Genomic DNA, 12,321 nt, shown 5'->3' on the forward strand with positions numbered 1-12,321 from the left:
GACCTTTGAGCATCTGCGGTTCCATTTTCGCTAAAGCTTTTTTTGCCAGAAAGATATCAGACACTATAGTTATCTTTCTCTCCTGGCGTCATCGGATCGTGAGCACGTTCTCAGCCATTCCCGCCCAAGGCAGGTAAACGCCTAAAGTGGAGTCAAGATCAGAAGGCCGCGGAGCAGGCCAATGCCCATAACGCCGTGGCCGGACCTGCGCCGGCCAGTGGCGTTGTCCCCCTCCCGCAGAGAGAGGGGGAAGGCGCGTAAGCGCCTCAGGGGGTGTTTCCTATCTAACCGGCAGGAACGTCAGCAGCGGCGCTGCCACGATGCCCTGCACGTACGAGATGGCTGCGCGCCGATAACGCTCGGTCAGGTAGGTCGCCAGCATGTCCAGCCGGCCGATGATCTTTCCGAACTCACGCTCGAAGCTCAGGTTGCGGCTGTCAGGTGTGAGTTCGTTGGCCAGCAACAATGGCTGGCCTCGGGTGTCACGCCGGGTGTTCAGAATCCAGAGCGCTGTTTCCATGTTGCGCGCGGCGTTGTAGATGTGCTGCGGGTCTATGGAGTCGAGGTAATAAAACTCGCGTTTGCCGTTGTGGGCGGTGACGATGGTGTCTGCGCAGGCAATGATGAAGGCGGCCACTCGATCGCCTTGAAATTCGACTGATAGCGCTGTCGAAAGTGCGGCCACGTCGCGCCTGCCGCCCAGCGGGGCCCAATTCAGTTGGGCTTGCATGACCTGGTGGAGTTGCTCCAGGGCCGTTTCACGTGTGGCGGCTGTTTTTCGCCATTCGGACGGGTTGCGGCGGTAGAGCTTGTCGGCCAGTAACAGCAGGCTCTGATGGTTGGCGCGCATGGCAGCTGCGGTGACGCGGTTGCCGTCGCTTTGGAGCAGCTCCGCCCCATCAAACCCATGCCCCTGAACCTCTCCGCGATCAACGGGGGCCTGGCTTGCACAGCCCACCATCAGCAGCACGGAGGTAATACAAAGGGCCGCACATGCGACCATGATGTCTAGGCCCGACGCATTGGCGTGCGCAGATGAAAAACGCGCACTCACCCGTGCCCAGGCCCCAACGCGATCAGGCTGCCACGGACATCTGCTCTCCCTTGACGCCTTTGGCTCCGGAGGGTGTGGAGGAAGAACCGGCGGAAGAGCTTGCGCTCTCTGCGGTACCAAACGTGATCTCACCAGACAACTGGCCTCCTTCTTCAATCACGATCTTGCCATAACGGATCTTGCCGGTGACTTTGCCCGTGGAGAAGATCACCAATTTTTCGCGGACCGTCAGATTTCCTTCGAAAATGCCGCGTACCTCGGCGATGTCGATCACTGCGGAGCCTTTGAAGGCACCTTGCTCGGAGATCTGGATCACGCGCGAATTCATGGTGGCTTCTACAGTGCCCTCCACTACCAGCGTGTCGCAATCAGTGATCTCGACGCCCTTGAGTTTGATGTTGGGTCCGACCGTGAGCTTGGCGCCGCTGTCGTTGGCGTGTGAGGGCGCGTTGGCAACGGAGGCAGCAGCAGGTGTGGCAGCGGCAGAGGAGGCCGCGAACGCCTGGGCGCCAGCGGTGCTTCCGGCAGAACCTAGGGAGCCAGCGCTGCCGAACGAGCTTGAAGGGCTACGGGGGGTGAGGGGTTCGGAGTCGCGCTTGCCGAAGAACGGTCCTTGGAGTGCCATGCTATTTCCTTATGTCAATCTTTCCATCCTATAGGCGGTTGACAGAACTAAACAGAACAAGAGGAAAAATTCGTAACCAAAGGGGTGAGACAAATTTCTGGCGCAAGGCATACTTTCGGTATCCTGTGGCCTCACGCCAAGCCTGCCTTTTGTCTGACATGTGAGGGTGGCGTCGAGACGCTACTATTGTTGCCGTAGCGCAGGGTCGTCAATTTCCGGTTGAAGGCTGGGCGAACGCAAGATGCCAGCGTTTACTTCTTTTTCTTATTTTGAATGATACGGTTTGCCTTTGAACTCGCTCTTAGATCGCAAATACGCTCTTCGTAGCTCCAATATGCCGAAATCCAGTCTCGTGACTGAGTCTTGCTGATGCCTATTGAAGACGCCACGCCACGTTTGTGCCGCCACGAGCCAGCCGGGGAGCGGGCTGTGGCCGTGCCTGAAGGCGATTGGACGGCCGCTCAACTGGCTAGCTCCCGAGTGTGGAACGGTTTGATGGCGAAGCTGGCAAGTTTCGGCCAGGTAGACGATTGGGATTTGCGTCAGGTGGGCGCGCTGGATCACCTGGGCGCCCTGGCACTGTGGAACCATTGGGGGCGCCGGTGGCCCGCTCGGGTTGAGGCGCATGAAGGTCAGCGCGCGCTTTTGGAGCGTGTGGCGGCTTACCCGACGCAAGCGCCACTTTCAGAGCGGCTAAGCCTGCGCCAGCGGGTGGACGGGTTCGGCTTGGCGGTGGAGGACGCGATCGCGCAAGTGCGCGATTTCATCGGCCTGATGGGCCAGTTGCTGCTGGATTTTCTGCGGCTGCTGGCTGCTCCCCAAAAAGGCCCTTGGCGCGATTTTTCCGGGCACCTGTACCGCATCGGCGCGCAGGCTCTTCCCATTACGGCGTTGGTGGGGTTTCTGATCGGTGTGGTGCTGGCCTACCTGATGAGTCAGGTTCTGCGCCAGTTCGGTGCCGAAAGCTTCATCGTCAACATACTCGGACTCGCGCTGATACGCGAGTTGGGGCCGCTCCTGGCGGCAGTGCTGATTGCTGGCCGGTCTGGCTCGGCCATTACGGCTCAGATCGGGGTCATGCGCGTAACGGAAGAACTCGACGCCATGCGTGTGCTGGGTATCCCGACAGGGTTTCGGCTGGTGATGCCGCGAGCTATGGCGCTGGCGGTTGCCATGCCGCTGATCAGTGTCTGGACCTCCATGGCCGCGTTGGTCGGGGGTATGCTGGCGGCTGACATCACCCTGGGCATTACGCCAAGCTATTTCTTCGAGGCCTTGCCCAAGGTGGTCAAACTTAGCAACCTGACCCTTGCCTGCGCCAAGTCAGTGGTTTTTGGTGTCTCCATCGCTTTGATCGGATGCCACTATGGCTTGCGTGTCAAACCGAATACCGAAAGCCTGGGCCGGGGAACGACGACGTCGGTGGTGGCGTCTATTACGGCAGTCATTCTGATCGACGCACTGTTCGCAGTGCTGTTCAAGACGGTGGGTATTTGATGGCGGCACACACCACTGCTCATCAGTCAGTTCCAGGACCCGGCGAGCCGATCATCGAGGTTCGCGGCCTGCGCAGCGCCTTCCCCATAAGGGGTGGCGGCGAAATGGTGGTCCACAATAATCTCGATCTCACCGTGAATCGCGGCGAGGTGCTCACCCTGGTGGGTGGCTCGGGCACCGGCAAGACCGTGTTGCTGCGCCAGATGCTGGGCCTGAATACGCCGGCCAAGGGTACGGTCACCGTGCTGGGGCGGCCTGTGGCAGAACTTTCGGGTTCGGGTACCGCTGCGCGAGTGGGCATGCTGTTCCAGCATGGAGCCCTGTTTTCAGCCTTCAGCGTCATTGAAAATATTGCCTTTCCACTGAACGAGACTCGCGCCTTGCCACCAGATCTGGTGCGGGAGGCGGCACTTCTGAAGCTGCAGATGGTCGGACTCAAACCCTCCGATGCGCACAAGATGCCGGCGGAACTCTCGGGTGGCATGATCAAGCGCGTGGCGCTGGCGCGCGCACTCATCATGGATCCTCCGCTCTTGATGCTTGACGAGCCCACTGCCGGGCTCGATCCCGACAGCTCAGACGCCTTTTGCGACCTGCTGCGCTCACTGCACGCGGAGCTGGGTTTGACGGTGGTCATGGTCACGCACGACCTCGATACGCTCTACGCCTTGTCCACGCGGGTGGCGGTGCTGGCCGAGCAGCGCGTGATCATTGCCGCACCGGTGGAAGAGGTGATCGCCTTCGAGCATCCGTTCATTCAACACTTCTTCCTTGGCGAGCGCGGCCTGCGCGCGATGGAGATGCTGCGCGATCGGCCCGCTGCACCCCTTGCTCCCGCAGCCGCGCCTGAGCCTGAAATGGCCAGCTCATCGCCTACTGAGAAAGGACAATAAGTTCATGGAAAATAAATCCCACGCGCTAGCAGCCGGGGCCTTTGTGTTGTTGGTCACGGCGTTGCTGATAGGGCTGGCTATGTGGCTGATGCGTGACATTGCCAGCACCGACGTATACGAAATGACTACCAGCGACCCGGTCACTGGTCTGCAGCCGCAGGCTGCAGTGCGTTTCAAGGGTGTGGCTGTCGGCAAGGTCACCGACATCAACTTTGACGAGAAAGTGCGCGGAAACGTGCTGGTGCGCATTGCCATCAATCACGACACGCCCATTACGCAATCCACTTTCGCCACTCTGGCCTTTCAGGGTTTGACCGGCCTTTCCTTTGTGCAACTCGACGACGCCGGAACCTCAACAGAACCAGTGGTTGCTCAAGGCGACGACCCGCCACGCATTCCGCTCAAACCGGGCCTGCTGGGGCAATTACAAGACAATGCCGCCGCGCTGGTGGAAAAATTCGACCAGACAGTCACGCGACTGAACGAGGTGCTTGGCCCCGAGAATCAGTCCGCGCTGAACCAGGCCTTAAGTGAGGTGGGTGCCGCCGCCAAGAGCATCAATCAGTTGGCGGTCAACACCGACAAGACCATTGAAGCCCAGTTTGGTCGGCGCAACAGCAACATACCTGCGCTCGTTCAGCAGACGACCAGTTCGCTCCAGGCTATACAGGCCACCGCGGTCAAGACAGGTGAGGCCATCGACAATGTCAACGCTGTCGCAGCCGATCTGAAGACCGGCGTGGCCACGCTCGTATCCCCTGGCGGTTTGCTGGATCGGTTGGGTGAAAGCGCCAGCACGGTGACCGGCACCACGCTGCCGCGCATCCAGGGGCTGACGGAAGACGCCAGCCGCACCATCCGCCGACTCGACCGCGTGGCCAACACGCTCAATGACAACCCGCAGTCTCTGCTGTACGGCAGTGGCGTCGTCCCACCGGGGCCGGGCGAGCCCGGGTTCGCAACTCCACGAGCACTCACACAACCTTGATCAGGTGTGCAAGTCTCCGTCACACCATCCCGGATCAGTATGAAATCAATAGATAGCCGCTCACTCACCCCGCGATCTTTTGGCGTGCTCGCGGGAGTTTTCTTGCTGGCTGCCTGCGGCAGCCTTCCTCTGCCGGACAAGCCGCAGCGGCCTATGGTCTACGACTTCGGTCCGGGACTGGCGGCGCCCGTCTCCGCTGTCAGCGGCGCACCTTTGGCGCTGGCGCCGGTGGAAGCGCCAGCCACCCTGGAGGGGCAGGCCGTCACCTATCGCCTGATCTACACTGGTGCCGGGCAGCAACCGCAGCCCTATGCGCTGGCGCGCTGGAGCATGTCGCCTGCGCAGCTCGTAGGTCAGCGCCTGCGCGAAACGCTGGCAGCACAGCGCCCCGTCGTCGGTGTGGGCGAAGGTTTGGCCGGTTTGGAGCTACGAGTTCAACTTGAGGAGTTCAGCCACGTATTCGATGCACCTGGGGTCAGCTATGGCCTGGTGCGCATACGTGCCACGGCCGTCGCGCCGCTGGTGCGCGGCGAGCGCTTGCTTGGGCAGCACACTTTCAGCGCGCGAAAGCCGGCACCGAGCCACGACGCTCCCGGCGGCGTGAGCGCACTCACTCAAGCTACCGACGATGTGGCACAGCAATTGATGCAGTGGCTGGCGCAGTTGCCTGTCCCGACTCGGGCAGAAGTGGCGCCTGCGAAGCGAGAATAGGGACACAAAACCCAAAGATCAGACTGGCAGGAAGGCTACGAACTGCGCCTGTCGTTCACGTTTACCCGCTACCGCCTCACCGTGGATCGACCCCAGGCAGCAGCTCCATTCCGATCCGTTGCCTCAGTTCGCCGTAGCTTATGGGACGTCCGGTACGCGCATTTTCCGAGTTCGGCTGCAAGTGTGCCCAAGCCCGGCCGGTGGTCGCGTCGTAGATCAGCTTGAACAGGTGCGTCGGCACGTGCACGCGGTTGACTCCCACCGTCTGGCCTTTGGTGCCGAACACCGGTCCGGTGATGACGAACACATCTCCCTTGGCGCGAAGTACATAGCGGCGTGTGTCTTGCTCGATCTTGGCCCAGGCACCCTCGTTCTGTTTTTGGTTCTGCGGGACCATGTTCGCCAGCGAAAAGCTCTGTGCCATGGCCGTCGGGTTGGGCATGTCACCGGCAGGCGCCATATGCCCACGAGCATAGCTGGAGCCCTTGTAGTCGCTGAGTTCTGCTCGTTCATTGCGCGGCAGCCGACCTTCTGCAAAATACATGTTGGTACGTTTCTCGTCGGCGTCCTGGACGCTCTGGCGGTTCAGACGCTGGGCCACGTAGACCGGGGTCTTGGTCTCTCCACTGTGCAGGATGGCAAAGGCTTCGTAGCAAAGCTCGCGCTGCATCGGTGCCTTCGGAACCGTTGGCGAGACACCGCCGGCGAAAAACTGTCTGCAGTCTGAAAAATGGGTAGCAATCGCCGAACCGGAATGCTCAAACGAAGGCGTGGACGGCGGCGTCGGCAATGGCACGAATCCGCAACTGGTTGCCTGGATAGAGATTGCGCCAGCGGCGAAGAGCCAGACCGCAGTGCGGCGCAGGGTTGCCGCCAGGCCTCTGGTTGCTGGGATGCTTCGTTTGCGCGGCTTCTTTTTCTTCGGCATGGGAACAGGATGTGAGCCGTCGGAATGACGAATGGGGTGCTGCCATTTATTGAAACCGGCACTTTGCTGCTGTTTGCGCGGCCTTCTCGATTGACTGCTTTAGGTTGGACAAAGTCGCTCAAATTTAGTGAACGCAGTTTCTGGAGTGACCAAGAACGGTCATCCAAATGGTCTAGTATCATTAGCGCGATAAATCGGAGTTACTAGAAGACCGATCCGCATACAGAAAATAACAATCCACCAGGAGGAGTTCACCAATGCCACTGGCTACATCCGCAGTCATCTCATCGACAGCCAGATTACTGACACCTCTCATCAACGATCTGTACAAAGGTGCAAAAAAAATCGGTGCCAGAGGTTTTCAAAAGTGGGAAGAAAAAACTTTTCCGAAAAAACTAGCCCGCAGAATTCGAGCTATTGATGAGGTAAAGACGATTTGGAGCCCAGAGAAAGAAGCCTCGCTCTCGAGTTTTTACTATCCCTCAAGATTGATCGTAGATGGAAACCCGAAACTGGCCACAAGGCTGGCCGAATTGGAGGGAAAAATGCAGTCATAGAGGGAACCGTTGGCCAAGGAAAATCAATACTTCTACGTAACCTCGCCATAGGGGAAATATTGAGTAATGATGCCAAAAGATTGCCGATCTTTATTGAACTGAGAAGCTTGAGCGCCAAACTGACACTACAGCAAGCAATTCTTAAACAGCTGTCAAGTTATGACATTGAATTAGATGAAGATTCTTTAAGTTATTTACAGCGCTCTGGCCGTCTGGCTTACCTTCTCGATGGCTTTGACGAACTCGAGGAGTCGCTTGAGAAGGAGACTCTTCATGAATTGGAATTTCTATCATAGAAGTACCCTGAACTTTTGATAGTTGTCACATCTAGACCAAACAATGCGGTACAAAAAAGTGCCGCCTTCAGAATTATTCCTGTGGCACCCCTTGCATCCGGGGACTACGTCCCCTTTATCAGCAAGCTGGGAATATCTACAACCCAAGCCATTCAAATCAGAGAGGCCATACGAAAAAGCCCAAGCAAGCTAACCAGCCTCATATCAACACCATTAATGTTGACTATGGTGGTAATCGTTTATCAATCAGAGTACGAAATACCCGAAACCCTTCCGGAATTTTTTGATAAATTGTTCCATGTTGTATTCACTCGCCACGACAAGTTAAAGGCAGCCTATTCAAGGAAGCATCACAGCGGTCTCTCTGAGAGGAAACTTCTAAGCCTCTTCGAGGCTTTTTGCTTTATGTCGATGCAGAATAGCTTCACTCGTTCTTTGTCATCAGAACAGTTTGAGAGGGCTTTTAACGATGCGACAGAGTATGCTGAAGATTGCAAGTGCGAGTCGGATAATTTCAAACTAGATCTCACAAAAGTTGCATGCCTAATGATTGAGGAGGGACTTGACACCACGACCTTCCTGCATAAAAGCATTATGGAATACTATGCAGCTTCATTTATTAAACATTCCGCAGACGAAGTAGCTGCACTGTTTTACGCTGAGGTCGCAGAAGATTCGCGGTATTGGTGGGAGGTGCTTGCTTTCTTACGCGAAATTGACAGCTTTCGTTACTGCAAAAACTTTGCCATCCCTGAGAGCAAGATTATCAAATCCAATTATTTCGAGGTCGAAAATCAGAGAACAAATAAATCTTTGGTAAATATTCTCGCAAAGTGCTACCCTGGACTTTGCCTAAACCTCACTCCATCGGATGAAGAAAAGCAACTTCTCAAAGTATCTTCATATGGACCCTTCCGACAGGAAAAGTACTTGGGAATGATAAACTTCTCGACCATGCTGCTAGATCCGATAGAAAAAACCATTCCAGACCCCCTAACATCGAGCGCAGTACGTGAGTTATTTGAAGGCCTGAACATTAAGGAGAAATCGGGCACTAAAATTTACGAACTTCCGGTTTCACTGCTAATAATGAAGCTAGGCGGCGAGCACTTTTGGAAAGCAATTGATGCCTTTCTTAGTAAACTTGACAAGCAATCCGAAGAGGCGCTAAAAGTCATTGAGCAGCAGGAAAAGCGGAAGGCAATCTTTTCGAAAAAACAGGTAATCAAAAAATGGGCCCCGAAAGGCCCGTAATGAAACGGTGCTTTGACAAGTTCATCGTCGGCCTCGGGTATTTGGATGACTGCTGATGAGCAGAAGCCGAGCAGTGACGCGATGACCGCGACCGACAGCAATCGCTGCAAAGCCGTCCCGATCCAAGGCCGCTTCAGCCTGTTATGCATACAACCCACTCATGACCAGCTGCCCAACAGCGCAGCGACCTTGCACTGCTGGGAGGTCAAGGTCGCGCTCTTCTTTGAATCTGTCATTGCCAGGATTTCCGCCGGAGGAATGCTGACAACCAAGTACGGTTCGGTTCTGATGCTTACTGGTTTATCTCCCGCTCCAAGTCCGGCAGGCTCCAGCGATATCAAAGAATCAAAGGCGAAAGTTGGCCAATTCATTCCCGCCGGGGCGGATCATTCAATAGGCTCTTATGGGCAATTGCAGCTAAGCATGTGAAAAAAAGTAGTTCTTTGGCAGGCGGAGGCGCCAGAGAATCGTCACTCACCCCGCCCCAGGTTCTCGTTCGTCTACCTGATCACACACCCGCACGCCAGTCTCCGTTCATTCCGAACCATTGCTACCGCGCTTACGTTCTCGGGCATGGATTTTGCCGCTGTTGCGCAACCACTGGCCAAATTCCCATCAAAGTCAGTGCGCTTGCGGCGAGGGCTGAGTCGTTCGCACAAAGCATAGATGTCACGCGCTACCCTCCGCAGGAGTTGCAACGTCAAGTGAATGCAGAGCACGGGCGCTACGCACATATTGTGAAGACAGCAGGCATCAAGAGCGATTGATCATCAGGCCCTTGTGATCCCGTACGAGCGAAAGAGCTGCATATGCAGATTTCGCCCGGTCGCTCCAAGTCTGACGGACTTTAGAAATCCGAAATGCTCAGACCGATATTGAACACGGTGCGCCGGAAGTTGTAGTCCAGGAGCGTGTCCCCGTACCCGTGGAATATCGAGGCATATAGCCTTAAGCCTGAAAAGCTGTTACCCAGGCCATCGCCCAGAGATCGTGTCCATTCCAGCCTGCCTGAGCCGCGGCGGTTGAAGCCGCTGTAGGTCAGGCGCAGGGTGTTTTGCGAGTCAAGGTTCCAGCGCAAGTTCAAGTCGCCGTGACCCAGGAAGCGGGTGATGTCTGGATTGTTGTCCTTGGCGGCTGTTTCTGAAATACGCTGCCACAGACGCGCCTGCAAGGACCAGGTGTTGTCTTTCTCAAAGCCGGCCATCAGGTAAGCGCGGTTCCAGCTGCGCGAGAGCGGGTCGCTCTGGCCGTTGGAGTGGTGAACGAAGCCCAGACCGGAGTAGCGCCACAGCCAGCCCCCCGGCAACTTTGCCGTGGTGGGGTAGATGTACATCACTTCGGGTTGATGGTCCGTGTTGCGAAACGGGCGCGACAGGCCGCTGTTGAACACCTGCCAGTTGGATTTTTGCGTGTACGCCACCCAAAGCGAGTCGCGTTGCGTGCCGTTGGGCGGAGTCAGCAGTCCGCTGGCGAGCTTGGTGCGAACGGACAGCAAGAGGCTCAGCTCCTGTTTGCCGTAGTCGATCGCGGTGTTGGCGCTGTTGGCTGGATTCTCTGATTTGGGCTGCAGGTTGATGCGGTCGCCCGCGGACAGCGTGACCGTGGTCGGCTGGAATGCGCGCAGGCCGAAGGTGGGGCAGCTGGAGCCCGACTCCAGCTCCCAGAAGCGCGAGGTGTCGGAGAATTGCCGGTCCCGGCAGCCCTGCTCCAGCCCCACTCCCACAATGCCGGAAGAAGCGGTCGGCGAGGGGTGTTCCGAGGCAGGCTGGGCGCTCGCCAACGCGCGTGTGACATTCTGGCGCAGCCCGGTGCCGTCCGCTGGGGCAGCCGGTCGGGCGTTCGGCGATTCGGCCACGGAACGGGCCTTCTCATCAACCACCTGCAGCAACGCTTGCTGGCCACGCGCCCAGTCGTCAAAGCAGTTCAGACGCTCAGCGTCAGGCTTGCTGGTGCACAGTTGCCAAGCCAGGGTGGCCGCTGTGGCAGCCGCAGGTGTAAGTGGCGGAGTTTCCGGCGTGCTGTTTGCCGCGTGGGCGCCAGTCAGACAAGACGCGGCGAAGATCACAACCGCCCAAGCCTTCGGTTGTGAGAAAAGGGTATTTGGGGGCACCTGCATCAGGCACAGTCTGCCGATTGCTCGTCGACGGCGGCCGGTGTGCGGCGTCGAAACATGCCGTAGCCATCCATCAAGAGCACTTGTTCGCCGTGCTGGTTGAACATTTCCCATAAGGTGCGAGTCAGGCCCACATCCGGGCGAGACTTCATCGGGCGCGATTCGGTAATGCGCTGGCGCAGCGTCAGGGTGTCGCCTGGGTAGACTGGTTTCAGCCACTTCAGGCTTTCGAGTCCGGGGGAACCTAGACTGGAAGACTCGTGCAGGAATCCCCGCACCATCAAGGCCATCGCCATCGAGCAGGTGTGCCAGCCCGAGGCGCTGAGCTTTCCAAACATCGACTTCGCAGCGGCCTCTTCATCCAGGTGAAACGGCTGGGGGTCATACTTGCCGGCAAACGCGATCACTTCGTCACGATCAACGGTCGTGCTGCCGATCTCCAGCGTTCTACCGACGGGAAGGTCTTCCCAGAAATACTTGATATTCTTTTGCGGGTGCATGGACATGATGCTCAAGAGGCTCCTGAAACGTCGACAGGCGACATGGTAAGGAAGAAGCTGCAAGCTGTAAGCTGCAAACTGAACTATTGTGCAACGTCATGTGCGTTAGGGTCTTGAGCTATTCTTCAAGGCTCACATGTTGAGGAGACCAAGATCATGAGTCGTTCAGTGCTGTATTACTTTGCCCCGCAAAGCCCCTGGACCTACCTCGGTCACGCTCGCTTTGCAGCTCTTTTGAGGCAGAGTCGGCGCGAAGTGACGGTTCTGCCAGCTGACATGGGTAAAGTGTTTTCTGTCTCTGGCGGCCTGCCGTTGCCTAAACGCGCTCCCCAGAGACAGGCTTACCGCTTGGTGGAACTGAAGCGCTTTTCCGAGCACCTTGGTATGCCGCTGACCGTTCAGCCACGGCATTTTCCCGTAGACGGCAATCCGGCCGCGCTGCTGATTACCGCAGTAGCTCAGCGCGATGGGGCGGACGCCGCCATGGCGCTGACGGGTGCGGTGCTGGCAGCTTGCTGGGCACAGGAGCGAGATATCGCCAACGAGGGCACGCTGCTGGAGCTGTTGTCCGAGTGCGACCTGCCTGATGAACGGCTTGGCCAGTCGCGCGAATCGGCCACTCAGATTCGATACGATGCCCATACGCAGGCCGCCATTGACGAGGGCATATTCGGCGCGCCAACTTACGTGGTCGATGGCGAGCCGTTCTGGGGGCAGGATCGGCTCGACTTCGTCGCCCGCAAGCTGGGGCTTTGATCGTTAAGGATGCCCTGCATAACTCCCTGCGGTCTGTGGCAGCACGGCCTCGGGCGATCCGCTGCGTTGCTTTTCTTGCCAATAGCTGGGCTATTGGCTGCAAAAAGACGCCTTGCGCTTCATCCCGATCCACGCTACCACCGACTCGC

Annotated in this window: 15 protein-coding genes; 9 read left to right on the forward strand and 6 right to left on the reverse strand. The window is 57.5% G+C overall.

Annotated features, from left to right (window positions below):
- Positions 1 to 280: 280 nt before the first annotated feature.
- Complete coding sequence (locus tag AAAK34_RS03135) at positions 281 to 1,054, reverse strand: hypothetical protein (RefSeq protein ID WP_431777741.1); 774 nt, start codon at positions 1,052 to 1,054, stop codon at positions 281 to 283.
- 22 nt (positions 1,055 to 1,076) lie between these two features.
- A complete protein-coding gene (locus AAAK34_RS03140; RefSeq protein WP_231698348.1) occupies positions 1,077 to 1,679 on the reverse strand; it encodes a polymer-forming cytoskeletal protein in 603 nt (200 codons plus the stop codon).
- 369 nt (positions 1,680 to 2,048) lie between these two features.
- On the opposite strand from AAAK34_RS03140, the gene AAAK34_RS03145 reads away from it, so the two are divergent.
- Genes AAAK34_RS03145 through AAAK34_RS03160 form a run of 4 tightly spaced genes read left to right on the forward strand, consistent with a single transcriptional unit; the run spans position 2,049 to position 5,768 of the window.
- Positions 2,049 to 3,176 carry an ABC transporter permease gene (locus AAAK34_RS03145; protein WP_231698347.1) on the forward strand — a complete coding sequence of 376 codons (1,128 nt, stop codon included), beginning with the start codon at positions 2,049 to 2,051 and terminating at the stop codon, positions 3,174 to 3,176.
- On the forward strand, positions 3,176 to 4,069 hold the full coding sequence (locus AAAK34_RS03150; protein WP_231698346.1) for an ATP-binding cassette domain-containing protein: 894 nt from the start codon (positions 3,176 to 3,178) through the stop codon (positions 4,067 to 4,069). The genes AAAK34_RS03145 and AAAK34_RS03150 overlap by 1 nt, the downstream gene beginning before the upstream one ends.
- A 4-nt stretch (positions 4,070 to 4,073) precedes the next feature.
- Positions 4,074 to 5,057: an MlaD family protein gene (locus AAAK34_RS03155; RefSeq protein ID WP_231698345.1), complete on the forward strand. Its 984-nt coding sequence runs from the start codon at positions 4,074 to 4,076 to the stop codon at positions 5,055 to 5,057.
- Positions 5,058 to 5,096: 39 nt separating this feature from the next.
- A complete protein-coding gene (locus AAAK34_RS03160) occupies positions 5,097 to 5,768 on the forward strand; it encodes an ABC-type transport auxiliary lipoprotein family protein (RefSeq protein ID WP_231698344.1) in 672 nt (223 codons plus the stop codon).
- A 76-nt stretch (positions 5,769 to 5,844) separates the two neighbouring features.
- Here AAAK34_RS03160 and AAAK34_RS03165 read toward each other — a convergent pair whose 3' ends face one another.
- On the reverse strand, positions 5,845 to 6,564 hold the full coding sequence (locus AAAK34_RS03165) for a DNA/RNA non-specific endonuclease (protein WP_431777995.1): 720 nt from the start codon (positions 6,562 to 6,564) through the stop codon (positions 5,845 to 5,847).
- On the reverse strand, positions 6,527 to 6,742 hold the full coding sequence (locus AAAK34_RS03170; RefSeq protein ID WP_431778048.1) for a hypothetical protein: 216 nt from the start codon (positions 6,740 to 6,742) through the stop codon (positions 6,527 to 6,529). Before AAAK34_RS03170 ends, AAAK34_RS03165 begins: the two co-directional genes overlap by 38 nt.
- 211 nt (positions 6,743 to 6,953) lie before the next feature.
- Between AAAK34_RS03170 and AAAK34_RS03175 the strand changes: the two genes are divergently transcribed.
- From AAAK34_RS03175 to AAAK34_RS03190, 4 genes are read left to right on the forward strand one after another with little or no spacing between them, the layout of a single operon-like run.
- Positions 6,954 to 7,253: a hypothetical protein gene (locus AAAK34_RS03175; protein ID WP_431778049.1), complete on the forward strand. Its 300-nt coding sequence runs from the start codon at positions 6,954 to 6,956 to the stop codon at positions 7,251 to 7,253.
- A gap of 47 nt (positions 7,254 to 7,300) precedes the next feature.
- Positions 7,301 to 7,549 carry a hypothetical protein gene (locus AAAK34_RS03180; RefSeq protein ID WP_431777996.1) on the forward strand — a complete coding sequence of 83 codons (249 nt, stop codon included), beginning with the start codon at positions 7,301 to 7,303 and terminating at the stop codon, positions 7,547 to 7,549.
- A 15-nt stretch (positions 7,550 to 7,564) separates the two neighbouring features.
- Positions 7,565 to 8,803, forward strand: a complete 1,239-nt coding sequence (locus AAAK34_RS03185) for an NACHT domain-containing protein (RefSeq protein WP_431777742.1) — start codon at positions 7,565 to 7,567, stop codon at positions 8,801 to 8,803.
- A gap of 45 nt (positions 8,804 to 8,848) precedes the next feature.
- Positions 8,849 to 9,232, forward strand: a complete 384-nt coding sequence (locus AAAK34_RS03190) for a hypothetical protein (RefSeq protein WP_431777743.1) — start codon at positions 8,849 to 8,851, stop codon at positions 9,230 to 9,232.
- Between the two features lie 418 nt (positions 9,233 to 9,650).
- Here AAAK34_RS03190 and AAAK34_RS03195 read toward each other — a convergent pair whose 3' ends face one another.
- Together AAAK34_RS03195 and AAAK34_RS03200 are read right to left on the reverse strand one after the other, a co-directional pair.
- Positions 9,651 to 10,868 carry a phospholipase A gene (locus AAAK34_RS03195; RefSeq protein ID WP_231698339.1) on the reverse strand — a complete coding sequence of 406 codons (1,218 nt, stop codon included), beginning with the start codon at positions 10,866 to 10,868 and terminating at the stop codon, positions 9,651 to 9,653.
- Between the two features lie 50 nt (positions 10,869 to 10,918).
- A complete protein-coding gene (locus AAAK34_RS03200; protein WP_231698368.1) occupies positions 10,919 to 11,422 on the reverse strand; it encodes a MaoC family dehydratase in 504 nt (167 codons plus the stop codon).
- A gap of 150 nt (positions 11,423 to 11,572) precedes the next feature.
- Between AAAK34_RS03200 and AAAK34_RS03205 the strand changes: the two genes are divergently transcribed.
- A complete protein-coding gene (locus AAAK34_RS03205) occupies positions 11,573 to 12,172 on the forward strand; it encodes a 2-hydroxychromene-2-carboxylate isomerase (RefSeq protein ID WP_231698338.1) in 600 nt (199 codons plus the stop codon).
- Positions 12,173 to 12,321: the final 149 nt, after the last annotated feature.

Source organism: Ottowia caeni (assembly GCF_050821495.1).
Classification (GTDB): domain Bacteria; phylum Pseudomonadota; class Gammaproteobacteria; order Burkholderiales; family Burkholderiaceae_C; genus Ottowia; species Ottowia caeni.

Bases quoted from the DNA above. Each gene is read 5' to 3' on its own strand.
- AAAK34_RS03205 (WP_231698338.1), top strand. From the start codon at position 11,573: ATGAGTCGTTCAGTGCTGTATTACTTTGCCCCGCAAAGCCCCTGGACC.
- AAAK34_RS03200 (WP_231698368.1), bottom strand. From the start codon at position 11,422: ATGTCCATGCACCCGCAAAAGAATATCAAGTATTTCTGGGAAGACCTT.
- AAAK34_RS03190 (WP_431777743.1), top strand. From the start codon at position 8,849: ATGACTGCTGATGAGCAGAAGCCGAGCAGTGACGCGATGACCGCGACC.
- AAAK34_RS03160 (WP_231698344.1), top strand. From the start codon at position 5,097: ATGAAATCAATAGATAGCCGCTCACTCACCCCGCGATCTTTTGGCGTG.
- AAAK34_RS03170 (WP_431778048.1), bottom strand. From the start codon at position 6,742: ATGGCAGCACCCCATTCGTCATTCCGACGGCTCACATCCTGTTCCCAT.
- AAAK34_RS03150 (WP_231698346.1), top strand. From the start codon at position 3,176: ATGGCGGCACACACCACTGCTCATCAGTCAGTTCCAGGACCCGGCGAG.
- AAAK34_RS03155 (WP_231698345.1), top strand. From the start codon at position 4,074: ATGGAAAATAAATCCCACGCGCTAGCAGCCGGGGCCTTTGTGTTGTTG.
- AAAK34_RS03145 (WP_231698347.1), top strand. From the start codon at position 2,049: ATGCCTATTGAAGACGCCACGCCACGTTTGTGCCGCCACGAGCCAGCC.
- AAAK34_RS03175 (WP_431778049.1), top strand. From the start codon at position 6,954: ATGCCACTGGCTACATCCGCAGTCATCTCATCGACAGCCAGATTACTG.
- AAAK34_RS03140 (WP_231698348.1), bottom strand. From the start codon at position 1,679: ATGGCACTCCAAGGACCGTTCTTCGGCAAGCGCGACTCCGAACCCCTC.